The organism is Antrihabitans stalactiti (genome assembly GCF_012932915.1).
Taxonomy (GTDB): domain Bacteria; phylum Actinomycetota; class Actinomycetes; order Mycobacteriales; family Mycobacteriaceae; genus Antrihabitans; species Antrihabitans stalactiti.
Genome location: NZ_VCQU01000003.1, coordinates 422,612 through 443,595, shown reverse-complemented (window position 1 = coordinate 443,595; position 20,984 = coordinate 422,612). Strand labels below are relative to the sequence as shown.

Below are 20,984 nucleotides of genomic sequence, written 5' to 3'. Positions count from 1 at the left end.
GCCGGGCGCCTCAGCTCAGAGTGCATCCGCTCGCGATCGGCACACCGTTCAAGCGGTCCAGAACATAGGACACCGCGTTGTTGGTGCCGTAGCCGTCGATCAGTTCGGGACCGAAATGATTCGGAAGGGTCGCCCCGGGCAAGATCGGGGGTAGCTCGTTGGTGCGAAACGTGACGTCCGCGCCGTTGGCACACCAGTCGACCGCGAGTTGGCGGGCTTGCCCGTAGGGAACCGTGTCGTCGTTCCGGCCGCTCGTGATCAGCACAGGGCTCGTCGGAGTCAGGTTTCCGATGCGCTGCCGATCGAAGATCGGAATGGCCTCCGGGATCGCCGAGAGGTTGTCGAGCAACGAACGGCCGTCATTGGTGAAGGTGCTCGTTTCGAGAAACGGCTGGTTGGTGATGACGTCGCCGATGCATTCCGTGGCAAGGGTGGCCAGCATTGCTCGCCCTGCGGGAGACATGCGTTCCTCTAGCGGCTTCTGCAACTCGGGATAACGCGCGACAAAACCGTTGATAGCGAACCCAATTGCGCCGCCGATAAGGTTGCCGTCGATCGCCGCGAGGGTGTCGAGCAAGTTTGCAGGCGGCGCACCAGCCCAGGTGCCTTTCAGATTCAACTCCGGCGCATAGGAGGGCTGGAGTTCGGCCGCAGCGGCCGTTGCGCCGCCCCCTTGGGAGTATCCCCACAATGCGATCGGCGTGTCGGAGCCGCTGCCGCTGAGGGCATTTGCGGCGCGCGCGGCGTCAAGCACCGCGTGGGCCTCCTCGATTCGGTTGACGTACGTGTGCACTCCGGGAGTGCCGAGGCCGACATAGTCGGTGACGAAAACCCGCGCACCCAGTGCGCTCCACACATTTGCCGAAAGGGCTTCCTGGTTGGCGGACAACGAGAATGGGGCGGTGGTGATGTTGAGTCCGAGGGCGAAGGCACGCGAGGCCGCACACTGGTCACCCTGACCCACTGTGCCCGGTGCGATGACGACCGTCGGGCGAGGTCCGTTGCCTTGCCATGGTCGAGTCGCGTCGATGAACGTGCCGGTCACAGCGGTCGGCGAACCGTCTTGCAACTGCGACGTGTACATCACGAGTTGCGCCGTACCCGGCCAGTTGCCTGCGATTCCGGGGACCGTGGCAAACAGCGGCATTGGTTGTGTGCGAACGATCGCCCCTGGGCCCGGTGCGATCTGCGCAGGGGGAACGTAGAAGTCAGGTTCTGCGACTGCCGGACGGGTGCCCGCGATGAGTGCGCAGAGAACCATAGCCGCTAGGACCGTGTGGCGTTTCATGGCGTGCGGAATGGCCGTGACCTCCAGATCGCATTGCGGGCGCGGTCAAAACTAGACACCCCACGACAAAAGTGTCAAGTTTTGCGCATCGCTGGTTCCAGCCAGCGGGTGAGGAAGCGGCGAAGGTCGTCGTCGGTGTGGACCGCCTCGTCATCGAACAGAATCACCGACAATCCGAGGCGAAGCGAGACCTCGATGAGGTCCTCCAGCTTGGACTCAATACTGGAATCGCGGGCAACGAGAGGAGAAAGTAACTCTCGCGCAACCGGTTTCGCCCGCGCCATCATGTCGGTGTCGAACAAGGGGTTGCCGCGCCCGGCGTTGAGGAGGGTTGCCAGAACCGGATTGGCCCGCACGGCGCTGCGGCCTTCGACAATGAGCTCGATGACGTACTCGACGGGAGTTGTTGTCGACTCCAGCCTTTCATTGATCCGACCGAGCACCTCGATCGTGACACCTGACATCGCCTGCGAAACCAGTTCCTCGCGTGAACCGAAGTTCGCGTACACGGTCTGGCGCGACACACCCGCCGCCTGTGCTGCCGAGGCGATATTGACCCCGTCGAACCCCACGCTGCCGATCAACTCGAGCGTGGCGTCCAGGATCTTCCTCCGCGACCGCACGGCTCAATTATCCGCACCGGTCAGATGGCGCAGGAGTCACCTTCGCAATTCGGTGCGTCACCGCTGGAGGTCACGAGCGTCAACGGCGCACGCTCCGACCAAGCCTGATCCAGGGCCTGCAACACGACCTCGGCCGGCTGTGCGCCGGATACGCCATACTTTTCGTCGATGACGAAGAACGGCACGCCCCTGATGCCGTATGCACGAGCCTGCTGCTCGTCGGCGCGGACCGCGTCCGAGTACTTGTCACCTTCGAGTACTGCGTCCACCTCGGCCGCATCAAGCCCGACTTCGATTGCGAGCTCACGTAATTCGGAATGGTCCGACGTCGCCAGGCCTTCGGTGAAGGTGCCACGATCCAAACGCTCCTTGAGCGTGTCCTGGAGTCCATGCTCCAACGCGAGATGCAGCAGGCGATGCGCATCGAACGTGTTCCCGGGACGCGCGAGATCGAAACGGAAGTCGAGACCTTCCTGCGCCGCCGTGGCGGTGAGCCGGTCGTTCATGGCCTTCGCGTCGGCGACGGAGACGCCGTACTTCGCGGCGAGCCGTTCGGCATGGTTGCCCGGTTGTGCTGCACTCGGCGGCGAGTTCGGATCCAATTCGAAACTGCGCCAGACGAGTTCGATGTCGTCACGATGCTCGAACCGGGACAGCGCTTTTTCGAAACGCCGCTTACCCACGTAGCACCACGGGCACACCACATCGGACCAGATCTCGACCTTCATACTCATTCTAATTTCAACAACTCGAGTGCGGTATCGATTCCGCCTCCGCGGGAGACGACCTCAGGTGAGGCTGACTGATTGACATCAACCTTTGTTTAGCTTTTACGGTGAAGTCATGAAACCACGTCCCACACTTCACGAGCCTGCACGCGCCGGTCGCGCGGATATCGAGGCGACCGCCCTAGCCAAGCAACTGCAGAAGGGCGGCGAGTCGCGTGACGCGGATGTCTACGACAGCTGGTTCGCCGCAGATGTCATGTGGGGCAGTCCCAAAGGCGCCACGCTCGTCCGCTATGACGAGCTCAACGCCATCCATCATCGACTCATGAAAGCCGGTGTCGCGCCGGCGTCGCGATTCGAGGTCGTCAGGGCGCAGTCACCCGCACCCCATGTCGTCATCGCGCACATTCGCCGACAAGCCTTGGACCCCGATGGTTTCTCCGAAATGGCGCTGTACGTCCTCATCGAGCAAGACGGCGAATGGTGGCTCGCTGCTGCACAGAACACGCCCATCACGGTCTGAATCTTTCGCCTACTTGAGGTGGTCGGCGAGAACACCCTGTTCACCGAACAATTCGGTACGCCAGCGATCGAGTAACTCGGAGGCGTCGAAGTCGTCCGGATGGAAGCCACTGTGGTTGTAGGCGCGCAGATGCTCGATGACGACGCGAGCCAGAAACGGCGAATGCCGTAGTGCCGCAAGACTTCGGATCAGCCGCACAGGATTGTAAGTCGCGCGGTCGCCCAGGAGCGAGAGCGCCGTGAATCCGACGACGATCGGGAAGAACAGCAGGTTCACCACATACATCGTCACGATCCGTAGCCGTTCACTACCGCCGGTGTGCCGATAGACCTCGAACGCGACGGCTTTGTGTTCCGACTCCTCCAACGCATGCCAGAGCAGCATCGACCGAACCTCGTTCTCGCCCAGCAACTCCTGCGCCTCAGGGCTGGTGAGCAGACGTTCGGCGACGGTGGCGGTGTAGTGCTCGAGCGCGGCAGTGACTGCCAACTGAAAGCGTTTCGGGACGATCCGGTCCGTACGGATCATCAGCCAATGCGTGAATCGGTCGACCAGCCTGGTCGGATACCCCATCGCCCGCAGCCGATCGTTGAGCGCACGATGCTCGCGGCCGTGCGTGATCTCCTGCCCGATGAAGCCTTTCACCTGCGCCTTCAGCTGGGGATCGGTGACTCTGTCGGCGTAGTGCTTCACCGCGCGGACGAAGAAATCCTCACCCTCGGGAAACATCGCCGAGAGGACCGCGACGGCGTGACTCATGACGAGGTCGCCTTGTACGTAATGCTGATTCAAGCCACCCGAGGGATACGAGAACGCGATGCGCCTCGTCTTCACCACACGCTGCGGAATCGGCTGAGCATTCACGGTGATCTCCTCTTCTGCGGGCGAAGACTGACGAACAACAACAAGCATGGCTCATTACTGTGCCATTGACAACTGGCAAAGTCGTGCAGCAAATATCAGCTGTCGACGGCGGTACGGACCAGCTCACGGAAGGTGAGGACCAACGGCTCGCGAGCGCGACCCCGGCGATAGATCAGCGAGAACGGCGCTTGATAGCCGAACGACGCCGGAAGCAGCGGCCGCAACCGCCCCTGATCAACCCAGTGCTGCGCGTAGTGCTCGGGCAGGTAACCGATGTAGCCGCCGGAGAGGACGAGCATGAGCTGCGCCTCCATGTTCTCGACCGTCGCCTGCCGTTGCGTGAAGCCTTGACGCGCGAGTTCCGCCTCACTCCAGTAACCCCTGGTGACCATGCGCTGCTGGGTGATCACATCCGGCAGGACCCGATTGCTCGAGAACAGCGGGTGCTTGTCGCTGCAATAGAGCCAGTGCTGCTCGCGATGCAGCGCGTGAGACAGCAGTCCGGCCATCGGTGAGGCGAATGCGCCGATCGCGAGATCGATGCGGTCGTCGAGTACGCCGACCTGCAGCTCGTGCGGAGTCTGGATGGTGAGGTCCAGGTAGACGCCTGGATGGTCCTTGACGAACTCCCCGATCACTGCGGCGAGTGGCAGCGTCGTGTCGGTGACCGTCGAGTCGAGCACTCCGATGGTGAGCGTTCCTCGCAGCTCCCCTTGCAGCGCGGCGCCGTACCGTTCGAAGCCTTCGAGCTCACCCATGATCCGCAGGCATTCCTTGTGGTACAGCTCGCCTTTCGCGGTGAGACTGAACCCCGCACGGCCTCGATGGCACAGCACAAGTCCCAGATGACGTTCGAGCTGGCTCATGTAAGTACTGATCGCCGACGCCGACAGACCCAGCTCTTGCTGCGCGGGCGCGAACCCTTGATGGCGGACTACGCAGGCGAATATCTGGAGGAGCTTGAGATCGGGCAAGGAGGTTCGCATCTGAGGTCCTTCACCAAGATCACGCCATTACTTCAGAAATTTCTGATGTGATTATTTGTATCAGGTGATTTAAAACACGTCAATCGTCTTCTATGGTCGAAGTCACCGCACTCGATAAGCGAAGGACCTCCCCGATGGACATCTCCATAATCCTGATCTACCTAGGCGCCATGCTGGCCTTCGGCTGGTGGGGCAAACGGCGCGCCAAGAATTCGAGCGAATACCTGGTCGCGGGCCGTCGTCTCGGTGGAGTCCTCTACACCAGCACGATGGCGGCCGTCGTGATCGGCGGCGCGTCGACGGTCGGCGGGGTCGGCCTCGGCTACAAGTACGGCATTTCCGGAATGTGGCTCGTCGTTTCCATCGCCTGTGGCGTACTGCTGCTGAGCGTGCTCTTCGCCTCACGCATCCAGCGGCTCAAGGTGTACACCGTGTCGGGAATGCTGAAGTTGCGCTACGGAATCGACGCCACCGGCGCGTCCGGCATCGTCATGATGGCGTACACCCTCATGCTCACCGTCACCTCCACCATCGCGTACGCGACCATCTTCAACGTTCTCTTCGGGTTCGACCGCACGCTTTCCGTGATTCTCGGTGGCCTTATCGTCGTCGCCTACTCCGCAATGGGCGGCATGTGGTCGATCACGCTCACCGACGTCGTCCAGTTCGTCATCAAGACCATCGGCATCTTCTTCCTGCTCCTCCCCTTCACCTGGGCCAAGGCAGGCGGTTACGACGGCATCAAGGAGCGCGTCGGCGACGCCGCCTTCAGCCTCGGCACCATCGGCACCGGCACGATCATCACGTTCTTCGTCGTCTACACCTTGGGACTGCTTATCGGCCAGGACATCTGGCAGCGCGTATTCACGGCGAAGTCTCCTGAGGTCGCTCGCTGGGGTGGCGTCGCCGCCGGCGTGTATTGCTTGCTCTACGGCGTTGCTGGCGCGCTCATCGGCCTTGCTGCTTCTGCTCTGATCCCTGACATCACCGCCAAGGACGACGTCTATGCCGATGTCGCACTGCATGTGCTGCCGGTCGGACTGAGCGGAATCGTCCTCGCAGCCGCCGTCGCCGCGATGATGTCGACCGCGTCCGGAGCACTGATTGCCACGGCAACCGTTGCACGCCAAGATGTTCTGCCGCTGCTCGCTCAGATGGTCGGCCGTAAGCGTCCCGAGCTCGACACCGGCAACCCTGAGCACGACGTTCGCGGCAACCGCCTGTTCGTGATCGCCATCGGACTCGTCAGCATCGTTCTCGCCGCACTCATCAACGACATCGTGTCGGCTCTCACGATCGCGTACGACATCCTGGTCGGCGGACTCCTGGTCCCGATCATCGGCGGGCTCTTCTGGAAGCGCGCGACCGGCGCTGGAGCGATGGCAGCGATGGCAGTCGGCACCGTGGGTACCCTTGCCACGATGTGGTACGTCGGCGACGTTCTCGCGAATGAGCCTGTCTACGTTGGCCTTATCGCAGCTCTGATCGCCTTCGTTGCGGTCAGCCTGGTCACGCCACGGACACCAGCCAACATCATGGCCATCTGGATCGCGCGTTCGTCGGGCAAGCCAGAGCCGGAGTCCGAGGCCGCACCGGTGCCGGTCGCGATAGCCTGACCACGTGCCGAAGATCGTTGATCACGAGGAGCGCCGACGCGTGCTGGCAGACGCCGCGTTGGCGCTTCTCGCGCGCGACGGCGTCGCCGCCGTCACCACCCGGGGCGTCGCCGACGAGAGCGGCTGGTCGACCGGAGTTCTGAACCACTACTTCGACTCTCGGCACGATCTCCTCCTCGCAGCATTGCGCCGGGCAGGCGACATCCAGGGCGAGCAGTACCGCTCGATCCTCGACGACGCCGACCTGCCGGCACTCGACAAGCTGTACAAGATCACCGCCAGCGTCCTGCCGCTCGGCAAGCGGCGGCTGGCGATGACGCGCATCTACCTGTTCTTCTACGCCGAAGGCGCAGCCGAAGAGAAGGCGCGTGCCGAGATCACCGGCTTTCTCGCTCGATGGCGGAGCGTCGTTCGCGATACCGTCGTCGCCGCTCAGGCGGAAGGCTCGGTTTCGGCCGATCTCGATCCCGATGCGGTGACCATGCAGCTCGTCGCACTCACAGACGGATTGGCAATGCAGTCGATCCTCGATCCTGTTGTCATGCGCGCGATTCGCGCCAAAGATGCGATCCCGCGCTTCGTCGACATCGCCGTTCAGCGTGTAGGTGTGGTGACCGGTTAGTTCGTGCGGTAACGCCCTGGTGTCGTGCCGATGATTGCAGTGAACGCAGCGATGAAGTGGCTCGGGTTTGCCCATCCGCAAGCGAAAGCGGTCTGAGTGGCGTCGCGACCCTCGGCGAGGAGAACGAGCGCGTGATAGATGCGCAATTGCGTGCGCCACTCGTAGAAGGTCATGCCGAGCTCGTCGTGAAACAGCCTGCTCAGGGTACGGGCGCTGGCTCCGATGTGCCTGCCGTGTTCGGCCAAAGACGTGTTGTCTCCGGGGTTTTCGTACAGCAACTGCGCGAGCGCTTGCAGCCGATCGTCGTGCGGCTCGGGCAGCTGGAGGGGCTGTTCCTGTGCCTCGCGAAGTTCGCCGACGAGTACGCGAGACAGGCGGGAGCGCGCGCTCTGGTCGTAGTCCGAGTTGCGCGGACCAGTGAGGGCGAGAAGAACTTCGCGGGCCAGGTCGGTAGCCAGAAACACGGTGGGATGAGCTGGCACAAGACGTGCCAGCGAAGGCGCGAGAAAGACGATGCGCATGTCGGTGTCGCCGTGTGCGCGATGGTGGTGAGCGAATCTTGCTGGGGTCCAGGCGATTCGGTTGGCGGGAACGATCGACGTTCCGCGCTCGGTGTGCACTGCCAAGACGCCGCTCGCGGCATAGACCAGGTGCCCTCGCTCGTGCGACTGCAACGCGCTTGCTTCACCCGATGGCCAGAGATGCCGTCCACCAGATGCCCAAATGTGGGACGTCACCGGTGCTTGGCGGCGAGCGGGCATGTATAGGCATTCTATCGGTAGTCAGCCACGACCGTGCCGGGTGACAGTGGAGGCATGGCACATTTCGTACTCGTCCCCGGCGGTTGGCACGGCTCTTGGTATTTCGAAGAGGTGGTCCCACTTCTGGAACGTGCCGGTCACACCGTTACTGCGTTGACCCTCAAAGGTTTACGGCCCGATGACGACCAGGCAACGGTCGCCACAGCCAACCTCGACACCCACGCCGACGACGTTCTGCGACACCTCGACCGCGCTCGCCTCACCAGTGCGACCCTGGTCGGCCACAGCTACGGCGGGATGGTGATCGCCGCGGCCGCCGACCGCGCGCGTGGCCGGGTCGAACGCCTGGTCCATCTCGATGCCTGTGTTCCGCTCAACGGCGAATCATGCTGGTCGTCGACGACCGACCAGTACCGGCAAAGGTTCGTCGACGGCGCGGCAACTACCGGCTACGCCGTCCAACCTCCCGGTCACCTGGACCCGCGAACCCGTCCCCATCCACTCGCCTCGTTCATGCAGGAAATCCAGCTCACGGGCGCGGTGGACGAGGTCCCTCGCCGCGAGTTCGTCTTTTGCTCCGGTTGGGACGGCACGCCGTTCGCCGACGTCCGGACCCGACTTGCCGCCGATCCCGGTTGGGCCGTCCACGAACTCCCAACCGGCCACGACGTAACCCACGAGGCTCCGGATGCCGTCGCTGATCTACTCCTGCGTGACGCTTAGCCGACAGTGCGGATCAGTTTCTTGTTGACGAACTCCTCGATGCCGTACTTGCCGAGCTCACGTCCGAAGCCGGACCGCTTGATACCGCCGAACGGCAACTCCGCGCCCTCGGCGCCCACGCCGTTGACGAACACCATGCCGGCGTCGATGCGATCCGCAACGCGCGCAGCCTGATCGGCGTCGGTGGTGAAGACGTACGAACCGAGGCCGAACGGTGTGTCGTTGGCGATGGCGATTGCTTCGTCTTCGGATTCGGCGCGGTACACGGTCGCGACCGGGCCGAAGAATTCCTGCTGGTAGGCGGGATTGTCCGACGTCACGCCGGTCAGGACCGCCGGCGGGAAGAAGGCTCCCTTCCGCTCACCGGCCGACGTCACCGTTGCGCCGTTCGCGACCGCGGCTGCAACTTGCGCTTCCAAACCCTCCGCAGCACGGACCGACGACAACGGCGCAATGCCGTCGCCTGCCCCGACGAGGCGTGCGGTGAACTTCTCGACGAATGCGTCGTACAGGTCGTCGGCGACGATGAAGCGCTTGGCGGCGTTACAGGCCTGACCGGTGTTGTCGAGGCGAGCCGCGGCGGCGGCATCGACGGTCGCGTCCAGGTCGTCGGACGAGAGCACGATGAACGGATCGGACCCGCCGAGCTCGAGGACGCATTTCTTGAGGTTGCGGCCGGCGATCTCGGCGACCGCGGCACCGGCACGCTCGGAACCGGTGAGCGACACCGCGGCCACTCGCGGGTCGGCGATGATCGTGGCGGCCTGGTCGTTGGTCGCGCGGATGTCGATGTAGGCGCCTTGTGGGAATCCGGCCTCGAGGAACAGCAGCGCGAGCAGCTCAGCCGACTCGGGACACTGCGGCGCGTGCTTGAGCAGAATCGTGTTGCCTACGACCAGGTTCGGGCCCGCGAACCGGGCGACCTGGTAGTACGGGAAGTTCCACGGCATGATGCCGAGGAGCACGCCGATCGGTCCGCGCTTGACCACGGCGCTGCCCTGACCGCCCAGCAGCGTGATCGACTCGTCTGCAAGAAACGCCTCGGCGTTGTCGGCGTAGTACTCGTAGATTGCAACGCAGAAGTCGACCTCGCCGAGTGCCTCTTCGCGCGGTTTGCCCATCTCCCGGACGATGACGTCCGCGAGTTGGTCGCGTCGCTCGGTGTGCAGTTCGGCGACCCGGCGAATCAAGGCCGCGCGGTCCGCGACGGTCGAGGTGCGCGGCCACGTCCGCGCCGTCTCAGCGGCAGCGGTGATCGCCGCAGCAACCTCCGCGTCCGTCGCAGTCGGGTATTCGGCAACGACCTCACCGGTAGCTGGATCGGTGACGGCGTATTCGGTCATTTGTTACTCCTTTTGGATTTTGGGATGAGGTGTCACTACTGCGCGATCACGGCGAGTGCGTCGATCTCGACGAGCGCTCCTGGCGCCAGCCCCGACGAGACGGTAACTCGCGCGGGGAACGGCTCGGGGACGATCGCCGCGTATGCGGCGTCGAATTCGTCGAACAGGTCGTCGGACGTCAGGTGGACCCGCACCGTCAACACGTCCGACCAGCCCAACCCGGCCGAAGCCAGAATCGCTTCGACGCTCCGGAGCGATGCTGTGGTCTGTTCGCCGATAGTGGTGGCTCCATCGGTCAACCCGAGCTGCCCGGAAACCTGCACGAACGGGCCGACCTGGCGCGCGTAACTGAACGAGCCGACGGAGGATTTCCGGTTCACGTAGGTCATTCGAGATTCTCCAGGTGGGTGGGGGCGAACATCGCCAATGTTTCTTGCAGGACAACGACATTCGGTCCGTCGGCGATCCAGCTGGTCGCGAGCACGTCCGCCAGTTCTGCAGGCGTCGTATATTGCGCCGGGACCGCAAAGGATTCAGCGAGGGCAACGAAATCTGGTCGGGACAGTTCCGTGGCGGTCGCCTTGCCGAAGGTCGCATTCATGTACTCACGCAGAATTCCGTAGCCGCCATCGTCGACGATGAGCCACGTGACGGGCAGGTTGTGCTGACGCGCCACGGCAAGTTCTGCGATCGAGTACATCGCCCCGCCGTCACCGCTGACCGCCAGGACGCGACCGTTGCCTGCCGCGGCGCCACCCAATGCGGCGCCATAGCCCCACCCTATGCCTCCCGCCCCCTGGGCGGAATGGAACTGTCCGCTGCGCGCATCCCAGCACGACCACGCCCAGTAACCTGCAATTGTCATGTCCCAGAACGTCGTTGCGTCATCCGGAACACCTTCGCGGATCGCAGCGAGGATTCCCCGTTCCTTGGCGAGGTCCTGGCTGTCGAGTCGAGCGCTCACTTTGTCGAGCAGCTCCCGGGTTTCCCGCTCGGCGACCCCGTCCGCCGTGCGCGCCTGCACCCGCTTGACGAGTCCGGCCAGCGCATCACGTGCGTCGGCGTGGATGGCCAGCGCGGGCAGGTGGGACTCCAAGACCCGGCATTCCGCGTCGATGTGGATGAGCAATCCCTGCGGTCGCATCGTGAAGTAATTGCTCGTGACTTCACCGATTGCCGTTCCGATGGCGACGACGATGTCGGCGCTCTCGAGCACGTCGGTCGTGTATTGGTCCTCGATCCACGACTGCATCGACAACGGATGGGTCCACGGAAACGCGCCCTTGCCGCCCGGGCTCGTCACGACCGGCGCGCGCAATGCCTCGGCGAGTGCCAGCAGTTCAGCCTCGGCACCGGAGCGACGCACGCCGCCGCCGGCGATGATGACGGTTCGCGTGGCAGCGTCGAGCGCGGCCGCGGCTGCATCGAGCAACTCCGTCCTCGCGGCTACCGGGACGACGTTGGTCTGCACGTCGACGACCGGCGGCACGGTGGTGTCGTCCAGCAGAATGTCCTGCGGAATCTCGATCCACACCGGTCCCTGCGGGTGCGAGACCGCCTCGCTGTGCGCTCGTGCGATGGCCGACGGAATTTCAGCGCTCTGCTGGATCAGCGTCGTCGACTTCACGACATTGCGGGCAGCGAGCGTCTGATCGTCGAGTTGATGCAGGTGACCGGTTCGCTTGCCGCCCAATCCCACTCGCGGCACCTGACTGGACACGACGACCATCGGAACCGAGGTGGCGTAGGCCTCCTGAAGTCCAGCAAGTGCGGTGAGCGCACCCGGCCCCGTCGATACGAAGAGCGCTGCGGGCTGGCCGCTGGTGCGCGCATAGCCGTCTGCAGCGAAAGCGGCGTTGTTCTCGATCCGCGAGCTGACGAATTCGAGCCTGCTACGCGTCAGCGCGTCGAACAGTCCGAGCGCGTGCTGACCCGGAATACCGAAAACCTTTTCGTAACCGAGTTTTTCGAGAGTTTCGACGACGAGGTCGCCACCGTTGCGAGTCATGGAGTTCACTTCTTGTAGTCGGGTTGAGTGCGATCGAGGAGCCGCAGCAACGCGGCCCAAGCTAGGTCGTAGCCGTCGTCGTCGGCGGCGAATTGGCCTGCGGTGTACTCGGCGACCTCATTGCTCGGCAGCCGCAATTCGCCAGCAGCTTGCGCAGCGATCTGAATTTCACATGCCTTGTCGAGATAGAACATTCGCAAGAATGCCTGCGCCGGGGTCTCGCCGACGGTCAGCAGTCCATGGTTGCGCAGGATCAGCGCAGGGTGCTTGTCGAGGTCGGTGACGATGCGTTCGCGCTCCGCCATGTTCAGCGCGATGCCCTCGTAGTCGTGGTAGCCGACGCGGCGGTAGAACTCCATCGAAATCTGGTTCGCCGGCAGCAGGCCGTGTTCTGTTGCGGCCACGGCACAGCCGGCCTTCGTATGGGTGTGCAGCACGCATTGCGCGTCCTCGCGGGCGGCGTGAATCGCGCCATGGATGACGAATCCTGCGGGGTTGACTACGTATTCGGACGGCTCGACGAGTTCCCCGTCGAGGCCGATCTTCACGAGGTTCGACGCCGTGATCTCCTCGAACAACAGCCCGTAGGGGTTGATGAGGACGTGATGCTCCGGCCCCGGGATCCGAACGGACACATGGGTGAAAATGAGATCGGTCATCTTGAAATGTGCAAGAAGCCGGTACACGGCGGCCAGCTCGCGACGCAGCTCGGCCTCCGCCGTTACCGTGGCGTCGAGCGTCAATACAGTCATCGAGTATCCCCTCGGGCGTTCGCGGAAGGCTTTAAATATATCAGGTGATTTATTTAAGCACCAGAGTGTGAGCCAGAAGATTTCAGAGAAGCAGGCGTCCGAATACCGCCAGCAATCGACAGCGTCCACGACCAGGCTTCGAGCATGACTTCGACTGCTGACATTCACCCTTCGACGAAAATCGCCATGATCACAGGCGGTAATCGCGGACTCGGTCTGGCGACCGCGCGGCTGCTTGGACAAGCCGACGTGACGGTGCTGATCGGAGCCCGGGACCGCGTTCGAGGCGAATGCGCCGCCGCACAATTGCGGCGCGAAGGCGTGTACGCGCACGCCGTGGCGCTCGACGTCACGTCCGAGACGAGCGTCGAGCACGCCGCCGATTACGTAGCGTCCCGATACGGCCGAGTCGACATTCTCGTCAACAATGCGGGGATCTTGCCCGAGGTGACAAGACCGAATATCGATTGGCCCCTCGACCTGAACGCATTTCGTAAGACGTTCGACACCAACGTGCTTGGCGCCGTCACGACGACGAAGTACTTCTTGCCGCTGCTCCACAAATCTACAGCCGGCCGCATCGTCAACGTGTCCAGCACGATGGGTTCGCTGGCAGATCAGTCCGACCCGACCTCGCCTTACTACGGTCAGGTCGTGCCGGCGTATCAGATGTCCAAGGCCGCGTTGAACGGTCTGACCATTGCACTCTCGAAAGCCTTGGCAGAGAGCGCGATCAAGGTCAATTCGATCTGCCCCGGCTGGGTCCAGACCGACCTGGGCGGTCCGGCCAATCGCGCCGCGGCACCGACGAGGGCCGCTGACGCCGCCGCGATCGTCGTCGAGATGGCGTTGCTCGACAACGACGGTCCGACTGGGCAGTTCTTCGACCGAGCCGGCGCCGTCGCCTGGTAGATTTTTATATACCATCTGATCTATTTACGTGCTAAGGTGTGAGGCAAGAGATTTCATCCCAACAGCAAGGTCAGAAGCGGAGATAGGCATGAGCAACGGTCGGGCATCGATCCAGATTCCAAGGATCACGGAGGGCGGCCGCGTCGGCCCCATCGACTCCTCGTTGGTGCCACGGTTCGCCGGTCCCGCAACGTTCGCCCGCCTCCCGATGCTCGGCGAAGTCGAGTCGGCCGACGTAGCCGTCCTCGGTGTCCCGTTCGACAGTGGCGTCTCCTACCGGCCGGGCGCCCGGTTCGGTCCGTCGGCGATTCGCGAAGCGAGTCGCCTTCTGCGCCCGTACAACCCGGCAGTCGACATCTCGCCATTCGCCGCGATGCAGGTTGCCGACGCCGGCGACGTCGCACTGAACCCGTTCAACATCAACGAAGCCATCGAGACCCTGGAAGGCGCCTCGGGCGAATTCGCCAAGGCCGGCACGAAGCTCGTCACCATCGGCGGCGACCACACCATCGCGCTGCCCTTGTTGCGGTCCGTCGCGTCGGTGCACGGCCCGGTTGCGTTGCTGCACTTCGACGCTCACCTCGATACCTGGGACACTTACTTCGGCGCCGAGTACACCCACGGCACGCCGTTCCGTCGCGCAGTCGAGGAAGGCATCGTCGATACCGAAGCCCTCGCGCACGTCGGCACCCGCGGTCCGCTCTACGGCAAGAAGGACCTCGAAGACGACCGCCGGTTCGGCTTCGGCATCTACACCTCCGCCGACGTCTTCCGCCGCGGTGTCGACGAGATCGTCGACGCGCTCCGCGAACGAATCGGAAATCGCCCGTTGTACGTCTCCATCGACATCGACGTCCTCGACCCCGCCCACGCACCCGGCACCGGCACCCCCGAAGCCGGCGGCATGACGAGTCGCGAGTTGCTGGAGATCCTCCGTGGCCTGCGGCATTTGAACCTGGTCGGCGCCGACGTCGTCGAGGTCGCTCCCGCCTACGACCACGCCGAAATCACCAGCGTCGCGGCCTCTCACCTCGCCTACGAATTCGTATCCTGGTACGCAGGTCTCGTCTCGAAGTAGGTCCAAACCCTCGCCGAAGGGGCTGTTACGCAAGCATCGCCCGAGAGGGAGGCTGCGTAACAGCCCCTTCGTCACGCGAACTCCCAACGCCGGGTGCGGATCCCGAAAGCGGGTGCGGCTGAACGAGCTGTGGCTGAGGGGACCTGGCCCGAAAAGGGGTGCGGCTCATGGAGCCGCACCCCTTTCGTGTGGAAGCGTCAGTCGGCGACGACTTCACGTTCGGCCTCGTCGACGATCCGCTCGGCTGCGGACCGAGGCACCACGACAACGGGGACGGGCGAGTGGCGGACGATCTTTGCTGCGCGGGAGCCGAGGAACACGCGCGCTATCGGACCGGCGGAGCTCGAGCCGATGGTGAGGACGTCGTTGGGTAACCATTCGACGTCGTCGAGCGCCTCGGCCCAGGTTCGGCCGTAGCCGATGACCGACTCGACCGTGTCCGGGACCTCGGGTAGCGCCGCGACCCGCTTCAACGCGGCCGCGGTTTCGCGTTCGACGGCTGCCGTCCACTCGGCCTCGATCGGTGCGTCGCCTTCCGTGCCCAACCGCGTGGTGTACGCGGCGGGAACTCGAACGGCGAAGGCCGACAGTCGAAGTGACGCTCCAACACTGGCAGCGACAGCAGCTGCCGCGAGGACCAGCTCATCCTGATGCGCGGACCCGTCGTATGCGGCCGTCACGCGTGTGACCACATCTCCGGCACGGATGCGGAACCCTCTGGGCGCCAGCGCAACCGGTATCGGGGAGCTGTACAGCAGCCGCGAGGTGACGCTGCCGAGAGCAACGTGACCGAAGACGCCTGCCGACGACGAGCCGAGCACAATGAGGCTGGCGTCGTGTTTCTCTGCCAACGCGAGCAGACCAGAGGACGACGAACGCGCTTCCTGGACAACATAAGTCGCGTCGATATCGTCGGGCATGACCTTGCGTGCCTGGGCGAGCGCATGCTCGGCCTCGGCGCGCGTGTACTCCCGATACTCCTCGTCTACCCGAGCCATGCTCGGCAACGGGGCGGCGGGCACGACGGCAGCGACCACCACAGGTTCGTGGAGCGACCTGGCGAGCAGAGCCGCCAGATGTATTGTCGCCGCACTTCTTCCGTCTGCGGCGTAGCCGACGACGAGGGTCATGACTGTTCTTTCGCGATCAGCCCGGCCTTCTCGCCTCGGCCGAGATGCGAGTGCTTCATGCCGTAGGCGAAATACCAGAGCATTGCAACCGACACCCAGATGATGAAGACCCAGATGGTGACGATCCGAAGGTCCTGGATGATCCAGATGCAGCCCGCGATCGCGAGGATCGGGGTGATCGGATACCCGGGGACCTTGAAGCTTCGTGGGAGATTCGGCGCAGTACGGCGCAAGATGATTACGCCGATCGACACGACTAGGAATGCAACCAAGGTGCCGATGCTGGTCATCTCGGCGAGGAAGTTGATCGGAACAAAGCCGGCAAGCACGCTGATGACAATGCAGACGATGATCGTGTTCGGGACGGGTGTCAGCGTACGGGGATTCACCTTGTGGAACACGGCCGGAATGATCCCGTCGCGCGACATGGCGAACAGGATGCGGGTCTGTCCGTAGATGACGACGAGCGTGACGCTGAAGATCGAAATCACGGCACCAGCTGCGAGAACCGTTCCCGGCCAAGTCGATCCGACGATATCTTCGAGGATCGCGGAGAGGCCGGCTTCCTGACCTTCGAACTTGTCGGTCGACTGGGCACCGAGCGCGACGGCAACGACAGCGATGTAGATGGTAGTCACCGCGACGAGCGCTATCAGGATCGCCCGCGGCATGTTCTTGTGCGGATCCTTCACTTCCTCGCCGGCCGTCGAGACAGCGTCGAGTCCGATGTAGGAGAAGAAGATGATGCCTGCCGCCGACGTGATTCCGGTGAGGCCGGCCGGAGCAAAGTTCGAGAAATGGTCACTGTTCCAACCGGTTATGCCGATGACGACGAACATGCCGAGGATTCCGAGCTTGATCATCACCATCACTGCGTTCGTCTTTGCAGACTCACTCGCGCCACGGATCAGGAGGAAGCCACACAGGCAGACGAGGACGACCGCAGGAAGGTTGATCACCCCACCCTGCTCGGGTGCTTGAGACAGTGCTTCGGGTATCTGGAATCCGAATATGTTGTTCAGCAACTGATTGAGATATTGCGACCAACCGACAGAGACGGCCGCCGCGGAAACGCCGTACTCGAGCAGCAGACACGCGCCGACCCCGACTGCGACCACTTCCCCCATGGTCGCGTACGCGTACGAGTACGAAGATCCCGAAACCGGCACTGCGCCGGCCATTTCGGCATAACAGATTGCAGTGAGGCCCGCGACGACGCCGGCGATCACAAACGAAATGATCACCGACGGACCTGCCACCGGCACCGCTTGCGACAGAATGAAGAAGATGCCGGTGCCTATGGTGGCGCCGATGCCGAACATCGACAACTGCGCCAAGCCGATAGTCCGAGCGAGTTCGCTCTTGCCGGTGTCGGCGCCGGTCTCGTCTTCCATCTGACCGACAGGCTTGCGTCGAAATACTTGCTGGGCCAACGACGTCATGTCGTGCTCCTCGAAAAGTTGCTGCTATCTGAGTTTTCAATAGGTTTGCCATCCACGAGTCGGACAACATCGCGCGCAGCGCCCCACGAAGTGGTGACACCCGCGCCGCCGTGCCCGTAGCAATGCACGACGCGACGATCGGAATATTCGGTCGCATCCAAGCGGACCGACTCTCTGCCGGGCCTGAACCCGACCACATCGGCGAGGACCTCGGCCTGCTCGAGCATCGGCTCGAGCCGACGTGCACGGGCCAAAATAGCCTCCGCCACAACGGGATCCGCATCGGCCACCGTCACCCCTGGCTCGTTCGTGCCGCCGCAGATCACATCGTCGACCCGCGGAATGATGTACGTCGTGCCCGACGGGTTGTCTTCGTCGATGTACCAACGCGTCAACCCGGGATTGGCGAGCCGCACGATCTGACCGCGAACCGGGACCAACTTCTCGCCCGCGACCAGCTCACCCGCCCGGAGCCCGGCGGCAACCACGATCGGGCAATCCCCGTGCCCGACCTCGTCGAGCGACGCCAACGAACGCCACTCGAACGTCACGCCGCTTTCCGAGCACCGTTGCAGCAGCCATTCGAGGTAGACCGGCATCGTGATGACCGGAAGCGTGCAGACCTCGCCGGAAATGGCGCCGTCCGGCAACTCGTCAGGCGACGCTGGCCGCGCCGCGACCACACCGCCTGCCCACCACGCGTGCTTGTCGGCCTCACGTTGCAGATTCACGCCTTCGCGTAGGTGGACGCCGGTGCTGGGGTCTGCGGCGAGTTCGTTGAAGGTCGTCAGCGCGTCGAGCGACCAGCGCAAGACCATGTCGCGCGGAAATGCGTCGTACGGTTCCCAGATTGCCGCAGCGACGGCCGAAACAGTCTCTGCGGGTTTGCGATCCGCGATCACGGTGACGCGCTTGCCCGCCCGGACCAACTCCAGCGCGGACGACAGCCCTATGACGCCGGCTCCGATAACCACGACCTCGTTCGTCATGAGCCGAGCTCGATCGGTGCGATGTCGTCGAATACGTCGCCAGGTCCGGGGTTGCCCTCGGCGGTGCGACCACCGAAGTGATTCATCACGCCCCAGACGGCATTCAACGCGGTCTGCACTGCGCCCTCGGCCCAGCCTGCCGTCCACGACACGTCGTCGCCCGCCATGAAGAATCCACGGTATTCCGGAGCGAGGTTGTCCTGCTTGAAATGCGTGAACAAGCGACGCTGGTAGCGGTAGTGACCGGGCAGGTTGGCTTTGAACGCACCCATGAAGTCGCGCTCGGTCTCCCACGACAGCGTGACCGGCGAGGCGATGATGTGCTTGCGGATATCGACATCGGGATAGATCTCGCGCAGCGACTTGAGCATCAAGTCCATCCGCTCGGCCGGACTGAGCGGCAACAGCTTCAGCGAATCGTCCGCCCAGGTGTAGGACAAACAGATGAGGCCTGGCTTGTCGTCACCGAAGTCGAGCAAGTACGTGCCGCGGCTCATCCGGTCGGTCAACGTCATGCTCATGACCTCGCGTCCGGTGGCCGGATCGATGTCCTTCCAGAACGGGCGGTCGACCAGCACGAACACCTTCGACGAACCCATGTAGTGCGTGCGTTCGATGGCGGTCCAATGGTCGATCGGAATAAGTCGCTCGTCGGACCGAATCGTGTTCAGCAGCATCCAGCCCTGGCCGGTGAAGACCGCCGCAGGGAACGTGTCGATCCGTCCCGACTGATCGGTGATGGTGAAGTTGTCCGGATGGGTCCGGCGCAATTCGACGACGCGGGGCCGATGCACTCCCCCGTCATGCAGTGACTGCACCGACGTACCGGCCGGCCAGTGCGCGGCACCCTCGACGGGCGTGCTCCAGAGCCGCATCGGAAGTTGTTGCGAGCCACCGACGATGCCACGGTGATGGTCGTCGGCCGCGGTGCACACCACGCGAAGGATTTCGAGGATGGAGTTCGGGAAATCGGTATCCCAACCGCCGGTACCGAAACCCACCTGGCCGAAGATTTCGCGCAGCGAGAACTGCGCGAACGCATCGGACTTGCACAGAAAGCCGTAGAACGTTTCATCGTCGTACCGCTTGACGAGTTCGCCCCAGATCTCCCGGATCTGCGCGACGTCGCGCTTGCGAATCGCGTCGCCGAGCGCCTGGGCCTCGGCATGGTCTTCGAGGGTCCGTGCCCAGGCCTGCGCGACCTCCGAATAGATGTCGGGCAGATCGGCAATCGACCGGGCAAAGTGCTTCTCGCCCTTGAGATCCACGACAGTGCTGGCCGTCGCGTCGGCCAGTGGATTGGGGAACGGGCTCGTCTGCAAGCCCATCTCGTCGAGGTAATGGAACAGCGTCGTCGACGACGGTGGGAAGCGCATCGACCCCATTTCCGCGGTGATTCCGGGATGTCCGTCGAAAGTCACCGACCGCATCCGGCCGCCGATCTGATCGGCCTCGTACACGACCGGCTGCAGACCCATCCGCAGAAGTTCCCGAGCGACGAGCATGCCGGAGAGGCCGCCGCCGATAACGGCGACGCGCTTGCCGTACGCCTCGGGCGGCACCGAACCGATGCCCCGCGAGTCGCGGACGTAATCGTCGTAGGCGAAGGGGAAGTCGGGTCCGAACATGGTCAGCGGTGGGGCGCCCGCTGTGTCGTGAATGCCCTCGGGCCCGATCGGGACCGTCATGTGATGCTCCTTGAATCTTCCTGTGACACAGAGCCGTACAGGTCTTGCCGGCGGTCTGGTAGGTGGGTGTTGATGGCTCGCCCCGTTGCGAGAGCTGCGGGATCGAAGTCGACGACCAGCAGGTCCTCGGCACCGTCCGCGCGCGCGATGTCGGCTCCGTCCGGACTGATCGCGCAGGTGAGCCCGCAGTAACGCAGATCTGCCTCGACGTCGCAGCGGTTCACGTATGCGACGTAGAGCTGGTTCTCGTAGGCTCGCGCCGGAACCAGAACCTTGCTGACGACCTCGAACGGCGCCATGAGCCCGGTCGGCACGATCAGCACATCGGTGCCTGCCACGGCATGTGCGCGGGCGACCTCCGGAAACTCGATGTCGTAGCAAATCGCGAGGCCGCACGTGAGTCCGCGGAACTCGAACTGCGACACCAAGGTGTGACCCTCGATGAACAGGCCGCGGTCGAGGTCACCGTAGAGGTGGGTCTTGCGATGGCTCGCAAGGCTTTCACCCCGCGGCCCCACCACTTGCACGGTGTTGTAATTCCCACCGTCAGCCGCCTCGGGATAGCCGTACACGATTGCAATCCCGTGCCTTCGGGCAATCTGTGCGACCGCGTCGAACAACGCACCGCGCGCTGGTTCGGCACGTTGCGCAGACAGGGCGCCGATGTTGTAACCAGTCGCGGACATCTCGGGGGTGACGAGCAAGTGGGCGCCGGCCTCCGCCGCTCTCGCGGCGGCTACGGCAATCGCGGCCACATTGTCGGATACGTCGCCCGGAGTGCCGGGCCCTTGGTAAAGCGCCGCTCGCATCACGGCTGTGCCCATCGTCGGTGGGCGTGTGCTGAACGCACTGCAATCCTCGAACTTTCGACCTCCGCGTGAGCGAAGATCAGTCTGGTTTCGACGTGT

At 63.6% G+C, this 20,984-nt stretch carries 21 protein-coding genes; 6 read left to right on the top strand and 15 right to left on the bottom strand.

Features of this window, described 5'->3' with window-relative positions:
* Nucleotides 1-10 precede the first annotated feature (10 nt).
* From FGL95_RS11180 to FGL95_RS11170, 3 genes are all read right to left on the bottom strand, one after another.
* Nucleotides 11-1,261, bottom strand: a complete 1,251-nt coding sequence (locus tag FGL95_RS11180; protein WP_240962952.1) for a lipase family protein — start codon at nucleotides 1,259-1,261, stop codon at nucleotides 11-13.
* Nucleotides 1,262-1,362: 101 nt separating this feature from the next.
* Nucleotides 1,363-1,911, bottom strand: coding sequence for a TetR family transcriptional regulator (locus FGL95_RS11175; protein ID WP_169586583.1), 549 nt, complete (start codon nucleotides 1,909-1,911; stop codon nucleotides 1,363-1,365).
* A gap of 20 nt (nucleotides 1,912-1,931) precedes the next feature.
* Nucleotides 1,932-2,639, bottom strand: coding sequence for a DsbA family oxidoreductase (locus FGL95_RS11170; RefSeq protein WP_169586581.1), 708 nt, complete (start codon nucleotides 2,637-2,639; stop codon nucleotides 1,932-1,934).
* A gap of 115 nt (nucleotides 2,640-2,754) precedes the next feature.
* Here FGL95_RS11170 and FGL95_RS11165 point away from each other — a divergent pair, with 115 nt between their 5' ends.
* A complete protein-coding gene (locus FGL95_RS11165) occupies nucleotides 2,755-3,162 on the top strand; it encodes a DUF4440 domain-containing protein (RefSeq protein WP_206071729.1) in 408 nt (135 codons plus the stop codon).
* A 9-nt stretch (nucleotides 3,163-3,171) separates the two neighbouring features.
* Here FGL95_RS11165 and FGL95_RS11160 read toward each other — a convergent pair whose 3' ends face one another.
* Both FGL95_RS11160 and FGL95_RS11155 read right to left on the bottom strand, forming a co-directional pair.
* A complete protein-coding gene (locus FGL95_RS11160; protein ID WP_338079814.1) occupies nucleotides 3,172-4,026 on the bottom strand; it encodes a metal-dependent hydrolase in 855 nt (284 codons plus the stop codon).
* A gap of 95 nt (nucleotides 4,027-4,121) precedes the next feature.
* Nucleotides 4,122-5,012, bottom strand: coding sequence for a LysR family transcriptional regulator (locus FGL95_RS11155; RefSeq protein ID WP_169586577.1), 891 nt, complete (start codon nucleotides 5,010-5,012; stop codon nucleotides 4,122-4,124).
* 134 nt (nucleotides 5,013-5,146) lie between these two features.
* On the opposite strand from FGL95_RS11155, the gene FGL95_RS11150 reads away from it, so the two are divergent.
* Both FGL95_RS11150 and FGL95_RS11145 read left to right on the top strand, forming a co-directional pair.
* Nucleotides 5,147-6,628, top strand: a complete 1,482-nt coding sequence (locus tag FGL95_RS11150; RefSeq protein WP_169586575.1) for a sodium:solute symporter family protein — start codon at nucleotides 5,147-5,149, stop codon at nucleotides 6,626-6,628.
* Between the two features lie 4 nt (nucleotides 6,629-6,632).
* Nucleotides 6,633-7,250 (top strand): TetR family transcriptional regulator C-terminal domain-containing protein, encoded by a 618-nt coding sequence (locus FGL95_RS11145; RefSeq protein WP_169586573.1) that lies wholly within the window; start codon nucleotides 6,633-6,635, stop codon nucleotides 7,248-7,250.
* On the opposite strand, the gene FGL95_RS11140 is transcribed toward FGL95_RS11145, so the two are convergent.
* Nucleotides 7,247-8,011: an AraC family transcriptional regulator gene (locus FGL95_RS11140; protein ID WP_169586571.1), complete on the bottom strand. Its 765-nt coding sequence runs from the start codon at nucleotides 8,009-8,011 to the stop codon at nucleotides 7,247-7,249. The two genes, FGL95_RS11145 and FGL95_RS11140, sit on opposite strands and share 4 nt — an antisense overlap.
* Nucleotides 8,012-8,065: 54 nt before the next feature.
* On the opposite strand from FGL95_RS11140, the gene FGL95_RS11135 reads away from it, so the two are divergent.
* Nucleotides 8,066-8,734 (top strand): alpha/beta fold hydrolase, encoded by a 669-nt coding sequence (locus tag FGL95_RS11135; protein WP_169586569.1) that lies wholly within the window; start codon nucleotides 8,066-8,068, stop codon nucleotides 8,732-8,734.
* Here FGL95_RS11135 and FGL95_RS11130 read toward each other — a convergent pair.
* Genes FGL95_RS11130 through FGL95_RS11115 form a run of 4 tightly spaced genes read right to left on the bottom strand, consistent with a single transcriptional unit; the run spans nucleotide 8,731 to nucleotide 12,837 of the window.
* On the bottom strand, nucleotides 8,731-10,077 hold the full coding sequence (locus FGL95_RS11130) for an NAD-dependent succinate-semialdehyde dehydrogenase (RefSeq protein WP_169586567.1): 1,347 nt from the start codon (nucleotides 10,075-10,077) through the stop codon (nucleotides 8,731-8,733). The genes FGL95_RS11135 and FGL95_RS11130 overlap by 4 nt on opposite strands.
* Nucleotides 10,078-10,112: 35 nt before the next feature.
* A complete protein-coding gene (locus tag FGL95_RS11125) occupies nucleotides 10,113-10,466 on the bottom strand; it encodes a RidA family protein (protein WP_169586565.1) in 354 nt (117 codons plus the stop codon).
* The gene (locus FGL95_RS11120) at nucleotides 10,463-12,085 is read right to left on the bottom strand and encodes a thiamine pyrophosphate-binding protein (protein ID WP_169586563.1); all 1,623 of its coding nucleotides are present in this window, start codon (nucleotides 12,083-12,085) and stop codon (nucleotides 10,463-10,465) included. The genes FGL95_RS11125 and FGL95_RS11120 overlap by 4 nt, the downstream gene beginning before the upstream one ends.
* A gap of 5 nt (nucleotides 12,086-12,090) precedes the next feature.
* Nucleotides 12,091-12,837, bottom strand: coding sequence for a class II aldolase/adducin family protein (locus tag FGL95_RS11115; protein WP_169586561.1), 747 nt, complete (start codon nucleotides 12,835-12,837; stop codon nucleotides 12,091-12,093).
* A 144-nt stretch (nucleotides 12,838-12,981) separates the two neighbouring features.
* Between FGL95_RS11115 and FGL95_RS11110 the strand changes: the two genes are divergently transcribed.
* Both FGL95_RS11110 and speB read left to right on the top strand, forming a co-directional pair.
* Nucleotides 12,982-13,749, top strand: a complete 768-nt coding sequence (locus FGL95_RS11110; protein WP_169586559.1) for an SDR family oxidoreductase — start codon at nucleotides 12,982-12,984, stop codon at nucleotides 13,747-13,749.
* 88 nt (nucleotides 13,750-13,837) lie between these two features.
* On the top strand, nucleotides 13,838-14,827 hold the full coding sequence (gene speB / locus FGL95_RS11105) for an agmatinase (RefSeq protein WP_169586557.1): 990 nt from the start codon (nucleotides 13,838-13,840) through the stop codon (nucleotides 14,825-14,827).
* A 197-nt stretch (nucleotides 14,828-15,024) separates the two neighbouring features.
* Here speB and FGL95_RS11100 read toward each other — a convergent pair whose 3' ends face one another.
* The 5 genes from FGL95_RS11100 to FGL95_RS11080 are packed head-to-tail and all read right to left on the bottom strand — an operon-like array spanning nucleotide 15,025 to nucleotide 20,885.
* Nucleotides 15,025-15,957: a universal stress protein gene (locus tag FGL95_RS11100; RefSeq protein ID WP_169586555.1), complete on the bottom strand. Its 933-nt coding sequence runs from the start codon at nucleotides 15,955-15,957 to the stop codon at nucleotides 15,025-15,027.
* Nucleotides 15,954-17,399, bottom strand: coding sequence for an amino acid permease (locus FGL95_RS11095; RefSeq protein ID WP_169586553.1), 1,446 nt, complete (start codon nucleotides 17,397-17,399; stop codon nucleotides 15,954-15,956). The genes FGL95_RS11100 and FGL95_RS11095 overlap by 4 nt, the downstream gene beginning before the upstream one ends.
* Nucleotides 17,396-18,388 (bottom strand): FAD-dependent oxidoreductase, encoded by a 993-nt coding sequence (locus FGL95_RS11090; RefSeq protein ID WP_169586551.1) that lies wholly within the window; start codon nucleotides 18,386-18,388, stop codon nucleotides 17,396-17,398. Before FGL95_RS11090 ends, FGL95_RS11095 begins: the two co-directional genes overlap by 4 nt.
* Nucleotides 18,385-20,076 (bottom strand): flavin monoamine oxidase family protein, encoded by a 1,692-nt coding sequence (locus FGL95_RS11085; RefSeq protein WP_169586549.1) that lies wholly within the window; start codon nucleotides 20,074-20,076, stop codon nucleotides 18,385-18,387. The genes FGL95_RS11090 and FGL95_RS11085 overlap by 4 nt, the downstream gene beginning before the upstream one ends.
* Nucleotides 20,073-20,885, bottom strand: coding sequence for a carbon-nitrogen hydrolase family protein (locus tag FGL95_RS11080; RefSeq protein ID WP_169587058.1), 813 nt, complete (start codon nucleotides 20,883-20,885; stop codon nucleotides 20,073-20,075). The genes FGL95_RS11085 and FGL95_RS11080 overlap by 4 nt, the downstream gene beginning before the upstream one ends.
* Nucleotides 20,886-20,984: the final 99 nt, after the last annotated feature.